Origin of the sequence: Streptomyces graminilatus (assembly GCF_001418565.1) — a bacterium.
GTDB lineage: Bacteria > Actinomycetota > Actinomycetes > Streptomycetales > Streptomycetaceae > Streptomyces > Streptomyces graminilatus.
Genome location: NZ_LIQQ01000169.1, coordinates 1 through 10786, shown reverse-complemented (window position 1 = coordinate 10786; position 10786 = coordinate 1). Strand labels below are relative to the sequence as shown.

General features: G+C 68.3%; 7 protein-coding genes. 4 read left to right on the top strand and 3 right to left on the bottom strand.

What is annotated here, in order from left to right; genetic code table 11:
• The first annotated feature begins 114 nt into the window (after positions 1-114).
• The 4 genes from AOK08_RS16090 to AOK08_RS16075 all read left to right on the top strand — a co-directional run bounded on the left by AOK08_RS16090 (position 115) and on the right by AOK08_RS16075 (position 8132).
• A complete protein-coding gene (locus tag AOK08_RS16090; RefSeq protein WP_055526253.1) occupies positions 115-3138 on the top strand; it encodes an MGH1-like glycoside hydrolase domain-containing protein in 3024 nt (1007 codons plus the stop codon).
• A 404-nt stretch (positions 3139-3542) separates the two neighbouring features.
• Positions 3543-5879, top strand: a complete 2337-nt coding sequence (locus AOK08_RS16085; RefSeq protein WP_055526251.1) for an alpha-L-fucosidase — start codon at positions 3543-3545, stop codon at positions 5877-5879.
• 659 nt (positions 5880-6538) lie between these two features.
• Complete coding sequence (locus AOK08_RS16080) at positions 6539-7873, top strand: S8 family peptidase (protein WP_055526250.1); 1335 nt, start codon at positions 6539-6541, stop codon at positions 7871-7873.
• A gap of 10 nt (positions 7874-7883) precedes the next feature.
• Positions 7884-8132: a hypothetical protein gene (locus tag AOK08_RS16075; RefSeq protein WP_055526249.1), complete on the top strand. Its 249-nt coding sequence runs from the start codon at positions 7884-7886 to the stop codon at positions 8130-8132.
• Positions 8133-8161: 29 nt separating this feature from the next.
• Here AOK08_RS16075 and AOK08_RS16070 read toward each other — a convergent pair whose 3' ends face one another.
• From AOK08_RS16070 to AOK08_RS16060, 3 genes are all read right to left on the bottom strand, one after another.
• Positions 8162-8416 carry a carboxypeptidase-like regulatory domain-containing protein gene (locus AOK08_RS16070; protein WP_055526248.1) on the bottom strand — a complete coding sequence of 85 codons (255 nt, stop codon included), beginning with the start codon at positions 8414-8416 and terminating at the stop codon, positions 8162-8164.
• Complete coding sequence (locus tag AOK08_RS16065) at positions 8413-9348, bottom strand: trypsin-like serine peptidase (protein WP_055526247.1); 936 nt, start codon at positions 9346-9348, stop codon at positions 8413-8415. The genes AOK08_RS16070 and AOK08_RS16065 overlap by 4 nt, the downstream gene beginning before the upstream one ends.
• A gap of 253 nt (positions 9349-9601) precedes the next feature.
• Positions 9602-10570, bottom strand: a complete 969-nt coding sequence (locus AOK08_RS16060; protein WP_079054051.1) for a DNA/RNA non-specific endonuclease — start codon at positions 10568-10570, stop codon at positions 9602-9604.
• Between the last annotated feature and the right edge of the window lie 216 nt (positions 10571-10786).

The window sequence follows — 10786 nt, the reverse complement described above, 5'->3', positions numbered from 1 at the left end:
CCACCCCACCCCGCTCCACCCACGGATCAGCCACTACCGATATTCGGAATACCGAACCACGTCCGGTATTCCGAATCCAGTTATCCGCATGAGTGCCCAATGGAGGACACCTCAATGCGTCACCGGTTCAGATTCAGCAACCGCCTCGTGGCCGTGCTGTGCGGCTCGATGCTCTCCACGACCCTGCTGACCGCAGGGCCCGGGGCAGCCCCCGCCCAGGCCGCCGACGACCCCAACGCGGTCGCGCTCGACAAGGACGCGATCCTGGCCGCCAACCAGCTCGACGAGCGGCAGTGGTACAAGGACAACATCCCCTTCGTCGACACCCCCGACAACGACATCGACGACGTCTACTACTACCGGTGGAGCACCTACAAGCGCGCGCTGCGCTACACGGTGCCGGGCACGGGGTACGTGTCGACCGAGTACGACGTACCGATCGGCTACGCCGGGAACCCGTACACCGCGCTGCCGGACGCGACCGGCTACCACCTGCTGGACGGGCGCTGGCTGCGCGACCGCGACTACGCGGGTGACTACCTGGACTTCTGGCTGCGCGGGGCGGGCAACCCGGGCGTACGGAACTTCAGCGAGTGGATCACGAGCGCCGCGTACCAGCGGTATCTCGTCACCGGGGACGCCGCACAGATCAAGTCCGAGCTCCCCCACCTCATCGCCCTGTACAAGCGGTGGGACTCCAACTTCGACAACAACGTCACGGTGAACGGCGCCCAGTCGACCGACGACCTGTACCAGCAGTCCCCGCTGTCCGACGCCACGGAGTACACCGAGACGTCGATGAAGAGCAGCAACTGGTTCAGTGGCGGACGCGGGTACCGGCCCACGATCAACGCGTACATGTTCGGCGCGGCCCAGGCGATCAGCAAGATCGCCGCCATGACCGGGGACACGGCGACCGCGAACGACTACGACGCCAAGGCAGCGCAGATCAAGGCCGCCGTGCAGAACTCGCTCTGGGATCCGCAGCGCAAGTTCTTCATGCAGGTCTACAACACGGACGGCACCAACGGCGCCCTGAAGCAGACCAGGACGACCTGGCGGGAGCTGATGGGATACGCCCCGTGGGCGTTCAACCTGCCGGACGCGCAGTACTCGCCGGCGTGGAAGTACCTGATGGACGCCAAGCGGTTCAAGGCTCCGTTCGGGCCCACGACCCTGGAGCGGGTACACGACTTCGAGGCGGAGCAGGCCACCCGCACCCACGCCAACCTGTTCAGCTCGTCGACGGCTTCGGGCGGCCAGTACGTCGGGCAGATCGACTTCGACGACAGCGCGGTCACCTTCACCGTGGACGCGCCCGGCAACGGCACGTACCCGGTGACGGTCCACTACGCCAACGCCACCTCCGCCACGTCGACCCACAAGGTCGTGGTGAACGGCGACACCGCCAACCCGATCACGGTCAGCTACGCCCCCGGCGGCAGTTGGGGCCAGTTCGCGGAGTCCAAGTCCGTGACCGTGCAGATCCCGATGAAGGCCGGCGCCAACACGCTGAAGTTCACGAAGGGCACCGGCTTCGCCGAGCTGGACCGGATCACGGCGAACCCGTACTTCAACTACGAGGCGATACCGGCCCAGCAGAACCGCGACGACGCCAACTGCTGCCACTGGAACGGCCCGAGCTGGCCCTACCAGACGAGCCAGGTCCTCACCGGGCTGGCGAACCTGCTCCAGGACTACCCCGCCCAGAACGACATCACCAAGGCCGACTACCAGAGCCTGCTCTCCCAGTTCGCCGACCTCCAGCACAAGAACGGCAAGCCCTACATCGCCGAGGCAGCCAACGGTGACACGGGCGACTGGATCTACGACGGGCTCGACTTCAGTGAGAACTACAACCACTCCAGCTTCAACGACCTCGTGCTCAGCGGCCTGTTGGGCATCAAGCCGCAGGCGGACAACACGCTGGTGCTGAAGCCGCTGATCCCGTCGGGCTGGGACTGGTTCGCGGTGGAGAGCCTCCCCTACCACGGGCACACCTACTCGATCCGCTGGGACCGGGACGGCTCGCACTACGGCAAGGGCAGCGGCCTGCAGGTCTTCCAGGACGGCGTACGCATCCACCAGTCGTCGACGATCGGCAACACCACCGTGAACGTGGCCGCCCCGGTCACTCCGGCGCAGCCCGCCCGGCTGATGAACGTGGCCGCCAACCCGCTGACCGCCGAGCAGGACTGGCTGGGCCGCGCCGTCACCCAGCCCTTCCCGAAGGCCTTCGCCTCCTACACCAACACCGTCTCCAACGGCCCGCACTGCCACAGCGGCCAGACCTGCAAGCCGACCACGTTCGACGCCCCGCTGCGGGCGACGGACGGCTGGATCCGCTACGACAAGGTCCCCGACGACCGCTGGACCAACTCCGGTTCACCGAACGCCACCGACCACCTCGGCGTCGACTTCGGCGCGCCCCGGAAGATCAACGAGGTGAGGTTCTACACCTACGACGACGGCGCGAACATCCGCGTCCCGGCGAGCTACACCGTCCAGTACCTCGACAACGGCTCGTGGGTGAACGTCCCGAACCAGACCAGGAGCCCGGCCGCGCCGGTTGCGAACGGCGCGAACGAGGTGACGTTCCCGACGGTCACCACCTCCCAGTTCCGGGTCGCTTTCACCCCCCAGGCAGGCAAGTTCGTCGGCGTCACCGAGCTGGAGTCCTGGTACCCGGAGACCCCGGCCGTGAGGATCGTCAACAAGAACAGCAACCTGGAGCTCGGCATCTCCGGCTCCTCGATCAACGCCGGTGGCGCCGCCCAGCAGCAGACGGCCGACACCACGGCCAACCACCGGTGGAGGATCGTCCCCGCCGAGAACGGCTACTACAAGATCTTCAACGCCAACAGCGGCCAGGTCCTCGGCATCAAGGACGGCTCCAGAACGGCCGGCGCCGTCGCACTGCAGTGGGGCGACAACCTCTCCTCCGACCACCTGTGGTCGCTGGTGGACGCGGGCGGCGGCTACTCCAAGATCGTCAACAAGAACAGTGGGCTGGTCCTGGGCGTCCAGAGCATGTCCACCACGTCCGGTGCCCCGGTCGTGCAATGGGACGACAACGGCACGGCGGACCATCTGTGGCGCATCGCCACGGACGACGGATCCACACCGTTCGCCTCCTGATCCGGCGGTCCCCTGTCCCATCCCTGCCCCCCGCCGCGACGGCGTCACTCGGCGCTGTCGCGGCGGGGGCTTGATAGCACTTCGTGTCAGCACCAGTAGTCGACCGAACGCGCCGACGCCACCTTCCGCGCGACGAACTGACCCGAATCTCCCGCCAATACATCCAATGTTTGATTCGGCAGCCAGGGCAACTACCAGGAACTTCGCGAGGATTGCAGGGAGAATCACGTCACGGGTCTAGACACAGGCGTGTTTCGTGCCCATTAATACGTCCCATGTATTGGCGGACCGGCCGATAGGTCGGAGGTCTCAACAGGCCTCCGGTCTATGGCCGGGCCGCGCCATAGCCACGCCCTGAGCCGCCGATCCGGGCGGGTTCCGACGATCGAACAGGACGACACACCGTGCCGGAATCCATCTCACGCAGATCAGTTCTCGCCGGTATGGCCGCCATGACGGTTGCCGCCACCGTCGGCTCCACCGCGCTGGCCACACCCGCGTTCGCGGCGACGGCCGCCAACCCCCTGCCGCTGCCTCCGCTGCGGATCCCCCAGGTCGACCTGGGCCTGGAACAGCAGCCGGACTCCAAGATCCAGTGGCTGATGGACGCCAAGCTGGGCATGTTCATCCACTGGGGTCCGTACGCGGGTCCGGCCAACGGCGAGTGGTGGATGCACAACGGGCCTGTCACGCCCGCGAATTACAAGAAGTACGTCACCGACGCGACGAGCCAGCAGTTCACCGCGGACGCCTACAACCCGGCGGCCTGGGCGCAGTTGGCGAAGGACTTCGGGGCGAAGTACGCGACCCTGACGACCCGTCACCACGACGGGTTCGCGCTGTGGCCGCTGAACCACCCCAACGCCTGGAGCTCCGGACAGGCCCCGCTCAACCGCGACTTCGTCAAGGACTACGTGGCGGCGGTACGGGCGGCCGGACTGAAGGTCGGCCTGTACTACTCGCCCATCAACTGGCGCTACCCCGGTTATTACGACGTCACCGGCACCAACTGCGCGAGCAACCCCTTCGGTTACACCACCGATCCGGCGCACAAGGAGAACGCGCGGATCATGAAGACCGAGGTGTACCAGTCGATCAAGGAGCTGGTCACCCAGTACGGCGTGATCGACGACCTGTGGTGGGACGGCGGCTGGATCGCCGAGCAGGGCAGCGACGCCGACGGCGCGTTCTTCTGGGAGCCCGGCCAGTTCCGCGACAGCGCCAACCAGTGGCAGGTGGACGCCACTTACGGCGAGACGGACTCAAGTGGCAAGCCCCTGGGGCTGATGGGCATGGTCCGCAAGCACCAGCCCGACATCGTCGCGACCTCGCGCTCCGGCTGGAAGGGCGACTACGACAGCGACGAGGGCCCGGGCGTCCCGAGCGGCGCGATCCGCACGGGCAGGCTCGTCGAGAAGGTCTTCAGCGTCGGTGGCACATGGGGCTACTCCAACACCGCCGTCATGAGCTACGCCACCGCGCTGAACATCCTGGTCAACTGCTGGGTGCGGAACATGACCGTGATGGTCAACGTCGGCCCGGACCGGCACGGCACCGTGCCCGACGCCCAGGCCGCCCTGCTCCGGCAGATCGGCACCTTCATGACCGCCTGCGGCCAGTCGATCTACGGCACCCGTGGCGGGCCGTGGAACCCGGTCGACGGCCAGTACGGGTTCACGTACAAGGACAACACCTTCTACGCCCACCTGCTGCCCGGCTACAGCGGCACCGGCTTCACCACCCCGTCCATCGGGGACGCCCAGGTCACGCGCGTCTTCGATGTGCGCTCGGGCGCCAACCTGTCGTTCTCGGTGTCCTCGGACGGCAAGGTCACGGTCAACGGCATCGACCGCACCACCCACCCCCAGGACAGCGTCGTCGGCTTCACGCTGGACCGGCCGGTGCAGCCCGTCGACATCGCCGCGGGCAAGACGGCGACCGCAGACAGCGAGGAGACCTCGAAGGGCAACACGGCGGCCAAGGCGGTCGACGGGGCCACCGCCACCCGCTGGTGCGCCAACGACGGCAACACCGGTCACTGGCTGAAGGTCGACCTCGGCTCGTCCCGCTCGCTGAACGGGGCCCGGATCGCCTGGGAGCTGGACAAGACCAACTACCAGTACAAGATCGAGGGTTCGACCGACAACAGCACCTGGACCACCCTCGTCGACAACTCCGCCACCACCAGTACGAGCCAGGTCCAGACGGCTGTGTTCCAGGCCCAGGCGCGGTACGTCCGGGTCACGGTCACCGGGCTGCCCACCAACGTGTACGCGTCCATCCGCAGCCTTGAGGTCTACGACCGGCCCTTCCTCGCGGACCTGGGCACCTACAAGGTGACCAACCGCAACAGCGGCAAGGCGCTGGACGTCGCCAACGCCTCCACCGCCGACGGCGCCACGCTCATCCAGTGGCCCTACGGCGGCGGGACCAACCAGCAGTGGACCCTGCTGCCGAACACCGACGGATCGTTCCGGCTGCTCAACGTCAAGAGCGGCAAGCTGCTCCAGAGCCCCAGCGGCACCCAGGGCGCCACCCTGACCCAGGAGGCCGACAACGGCGGCGACAACCAGTGGTGGAAGCTGGTCCCCTCGGCGACCAGCGGCTACCACCGGCTCGTGAACGTCCGTACCGGCTGGTGCGCCGACGTCGGCGGCGCCTCCACCGCCGACGGAGCGGCCGTCGTCCAGTGGCCGACCACCGGCGGCTCCAACCAGGACTGGCAGCTCGTCAGCCTCTGACCAGAGCCTCTGACCGGGGAGCACCAGGGAGCACGGAATCTGACGGCCGCCGCCGCGGCGGTGTGGGGGGACATCACGCGGCGGCGGCCCTGGAAGGTCCGACAGACCCTGGCAACGGGGGGATTGCGGTCTGCCGGACGTACGAGGGTTCCGTGCTGCCCGGTCAGGGGGCCGGGCAGCACGGCGATCGCATCGTCCATCGCCCATCCTCGCCAACCCGGCGGCGAGCCCCACCCCCCTGAGTGGCGGTAGCACCCCCGCCGGTCGGCTGAACGTCAGGGACCGCCGCCTCGTCGACGGCGGGCCAGGATGTGATGATTCCGCGGCGAAGTCGGACGACAGAGCCCGAGTGGCGCCGCGAGGATCGCCCCGCTGTCAATCTCTGCGCCACAAGTGGCAGTTGACGCTTCAAGAACTGCTGACATCGCGCCGTGTTGCGGGCCCATGTACCCAGTGCGACGGTGGACGGGAAGGCGCTGCCGATACGGCGGCCCCGCGGGGACGAACCCGCAGGTGACGGCTCACGCATCGACAAGCGGCCGTTCCGCGACCCCACGTCCCCGCACACTTCACCGGCCCACCATCCCCGGAGCCTGGGGCCGCCGTGTGCGTCGGCGTGTGCCGCTGCCTCGGGGAACACACAGAGAGCGGGAAATTCAATGGCGAACGGCCCCATGGACAGGCACTTCTTCGTCGGGCAGCCCAATCGGCCCAGTGGCTCCCCCGAGGGCCAGGGCACGGAGTACACAGGCAGGTACGTGGTCCTGCTCGACCCGAACAACCAGGAGAGCGGGTTGAACGCGCTGCGTTCCGCCGCCGGCATCGCGCCCGTGGAACGTGTCCGGGGAACCGAGACCGTGAACGTCGCCGAACTCCTTGAGCGCCCCGACGTCTCCGTGCACTTCGAGGACCTCGCCGCCGCCGTCGTGGAAGTGCGACCCGAGCAGCGCCACGCACTGGTGACCACCGCCGAGGCGGACCCCTCCATCCTCGCGGCGGAGCCGGAGCGGATGGTCTACGCCTCGCAGATCATGGCCCCGAACCAGGCGCCGACCGCGTTCTTCCCGGCCTACCGCAGCGACGAGGAAGTGGTCGTCCGGCACAGCGCGGCCGAAGCCGCCGCGTCCCTGGGCCCGGCCTGGGACGAGCAGAACGCGACCTGGGGCCTCCAGGCGATCAGGGCCACCATCTCCGGCATGACCGGACACGGCGTGAAGGTCGCCGTTCTCGACACCGGCGTGGACACCGACCACCCTGACCTGGTCGGGTGTATCGAGGAGACGGCGTCCTTCGTGCTCGGCGAGACCGTCGAGGACGGCTTCGGCCACGGCACTCACTGCATCGGCACTGTCGCGGGCCCGGCCCACCCCCATCAGGGGCCCCGCTACGGCGTGGCACCCGGGGCCCGGATTCTCGCCGGAAAGGTGCTCAGCAACGCGGGCAGCGGCACCGACGGCCAGATCCTGGCGGGCATGGCCTGGGCGGTCGCCCGAGGCGCACGGGTGATCTCCATGTCGCTCGGCGCTCCGGTCGAGCCGGGTGAGCTCTTCCCGCAGACGTACGAGATCCTGGCCCGGCGCGCACTCGAACGCGGGACCGTGATCGTCGCCGCCGCGGGCAACGAGAGCCGGCGGCCGGGGGTCGTCAAGCCCGTCGGCCGGCCCGCCAACTGCCCCTCCATCCTCGCGGTGGGCGCGCTCGACAAGGCTCTGAGGACGGCGTTCTTCTCCTGTGCCGGTATCAACGGCCAGGGCGGCGAGGTCAACATCGCCGCGCCGGGTGTCGACGTCCACTCGTCCGTCCCTGGCGGCGGGTACGACCGGTTCATGGGCACCAGCATGGCCACGCCGCACGTCGCGGGTGTCCTCGCACTGCTCGCCCAGGCGAACCCCAACGCCTCCGCCGCCGATCTCATGGCCGCTCTGCTGGCCGGCGCGCTGCCGCTGACGCAGCCGGTCAAGGACGTCGGCTCGGGTCTGCTCCAGGCCCCGTGAACGGGTCTTCGTGAACGAGTCCTCGCAGTCCGAGCCGGTCGGGGTCGTCCTCGCGGTCGACCCCGACCGGTTCGCGGAGGTGGTCGACGCGGCGCGACGGGCCGGGCTGACCGTCAAGGCCGAGCAGCCGACGCTGGGCACGCTGTCGGGAACCATCGCCGAGGACCGCGTCCCGGCGCTGAAGGCGGTCGACGGCGTCGAATCCGTGGACCGCGACCGCACCATCCGCCTCTCCCCGCCCGACTCCCCGATCCAGTGAGCGATCCGATCCAGTGAGCCCGACAGACCTCAGATACGGAGCGTCGCCCTGGCCGGCCGATCGCCGCCCGCGGTCACACTCGTCTCCGAGACGCTGCCGTCCGGGGTCCTGCACTGGACGGTGTAGACGCCGTCGGCGCGGACGGCGAGCCTGAAGCTCCCGTCCGCGGCGGACAGTACGGCGATGTCGGGATACGGTTCCGGTCCGGCGGTGAGGTACACGCTGGCGTCCGGAACAGGGTTGCCGGTCGCGTCCCGCACCACGCCGGTGATCAGGTGTGTCATGCGGTCCAGTTCGACAGGTTGTCGTAGACAGGCCTGGTGATCCTGGTACCGGAGTTGGTGGTCGCCCCGCCGTAGGCGTGCACCGCGATGCCGTAGCGGGCTCCGTCGACTATGCGGTACACCGCGCTGCCGCTCTGTCCGCCGGCCGTGTCGATGTCGTAGTACACCTTCAGCGGGTTCACCGAGCTGATGGCACGGCCGTCGTACCACTGTGTCCCCGGGGGCTGGTCGCCGGGATACCCGGAGATGTTGCCGACGGACTTGAGCAGATCCGCGTCCGGCCACGCCCCGAAGCCGAACCATCCGGTGGTGGAGCCCAGTTCCGTGGGGATGATGATGGCGCCGTAGTCGTAGTTCTCGTCCCCGGACTGCGTCCAGCCCGTCACCGAGCGGAAGTTGGTACTGGTGACGGAGCCGTACGGCAGCGTCGTGCCGTTGCGGCCCGGCATGACCTGGATGCTCTTGACCCATCCGTCGCGTCCGGGCACACCGCTGTTCTTGATGTGCACCACGTGGCCGGCCGTCGCGAGCGTGTGCGGCCCGATGAACCACGCGGTGCCGATCCATCGGGAGTTGTCGGCGGCGGTGATGAGCAACGACGCGTGCGCCCGCCACGGATAGATCTCCGTGTTCGTGATCTGGACGCGGTCGTCCGGTCCGTGAACGGTCTCGACCACCGGGTGCGGCGGGCCGAACGAGGCCTCACCGATGTCGGGCAGTACGGCGGTGGGCGCCGTCCACACCTCGGCGGAGAGCGCGTCGTACTCCGGGCGCCCGTAGCCTTCCACGTGTTCCAGGCCGTCGTCCGGTTCCGGCGGGGCGGCTGTTCCCGCCACGCCCTCCGACGGGGCGCGGAAGAGCGGCTGCTCCGCGGCGAGGGCCGAGAGTTCTTCGGGCTGGTTCGACACAGGCGTGTGCTGATCATGCGTCATGTCCTTGGTTCCTTCCCTGGTTCCTTCCTTGGTTCCTTCCCTGGTTCCTTCCATGAGGGACCCCATGGGGGACCGACCCGTGCTCATTTATCACATTAGGCCCATATGGGTGATCCGGCATCAGCTTCCGGCGGGCGTGGTCGCGCCGGACGCCGGGAGGCTCAAACGCCCGCTCGGGCATGCCCCCGTCCCGCACAGGGCGGACGGGGCATGCCCGAGTCGGTCGTCGGCTCGCTGTCGTGACTCCGGGAGATCAGGCCCAGTGGATGTCGGCCAGACTCTCCAGCGGCGTTCGCTCGCCCACCGCCTCGGACACGACCAGCTTGTCTCCCTTGTGGAGGGAGGAGGGGAAGCGGATGTGGGCGCGTTCCTCGATTTCGCCGAGCGTGACCTGGAAGACGCGGAACTCCTCCAGGCCGAAAACTTCGAGGTGGTTCAGGTTCTGGGTGAGCACGAACGCCTTGGTCTTCAGTTCGCCCCCTTCGACGAAGACGAGGACCTTCCAGAACTCGCGAGGGAGCTGGACGCCCCGGAAGACACGGTCGTCGTCCTGGAAGACCGGTCCCCCGAAGACGCTGACCTTCAGGTCGGCGACCTCGACATCCGCGAAGAGCGCGTCCTCCAGCTTCCCCCACAGCCCGTTCTTGGCGCTCTGGTTGAAGTCGTCCATCTGCGGGGTGATGTTGGTATAGAAGAACGAGTCGACGTTCGCCTTCTGCGCTTCCGGCAGGCTGCCCCACAGCAGATCGGCGCGGCGCGCTATGTGGCCGCGGTCGAGACGGTCGGCCTCGTACAGCTCGTTGCCCACCTGGGTGTTCGCCGGGAGCCTGGGGTCCTTGGTGAAGGCGATACCCGACCGGCTGAGCCGCTTGAGGGAGCCGCCGTCGATGTTCCACCCGACCCAGATCGGGAAGTGGCGCTTCTTGCTGAGCGTGAGCGAGAAGTGCGTGTAGGGGATGACCTCGGAGCCGTCGAGCCGCACCGCGTTACCGCTGATCTCCGCGGCGAGTTGCGGGATCTCTATCTGCTCGCCCAGGAAGCCGGGGTCGTAACCCCGCAGTGGCGTGACCTCTTCGGGCGACGGCCGGTCCCGGACGGATGCCGGCTTCGGAGCGGATGCCGGCTTCCGGGCGGGTGCCGGCTTCCGGGCGGATACCGACTTCCGGGCGGATGCCGACTTCCGGGTCGGCGCGGCTGTCTTCTTCTTGGTGTTGGTGGTCATGACCGGACACGTCCTTTCACAGGCAGGGGACGACGTGCGGGAAGGGCGCCGCGTGGGGAGGGGGGCGCGCAGGGGCTGCCCAGCGGTGGACGCGGCGGCCAGTCGGGGTGCCACTGGCCACCAATAATCAAATCAGGCATTCATGACATACGCCTCAGATAGTCGCCCGAAGGAGTCGCGGCGCGCACGCGGCCCATCCCTCTGCCCGATCCCTCT

What these genes read in the sequence shown, in the direction of transcription:
- AOK08_RS16060 (WP_079054051.1), bottom strand. Translation starts at nt 10,570, where the DNA reads ATGACCACCAACACCAAGAAGAAGACAGCCGCGCCGACCCGGAAGTCG.
- AOK08_RS16070 (WP_055526248.1), bottom strand. Translation starts at nt 8,416, where the DNA reads ATGACACACCTGATCACCGGCGTGGTGCGGGACGCGACCGGCAACCCT.
- AOK08_RS16080 (WP_055526250.1), top strand. Translation starts at nt 6,539, where the DNA reads ATGGCGAACGGCCCCATGGACAGGCACTTCTTCGTCGGGCAGCCCAAT.
- AOK08_RS16065 (WP_055526247.1), bottom strand. Translation starts at nt 9,348, where the DNA reads ATGACGCATGATCAGCACACGCCTGTGTCGAACCAGCCCGAAGAACTC.
- AOK08_RS16090 (WP_055526253.1), top strand. Translation starts at nt 115, where the DNA reads ATGCGTCACCGGTTCAGATTCAGCAACCGCCTCGTGGCCGTGCTGTGC.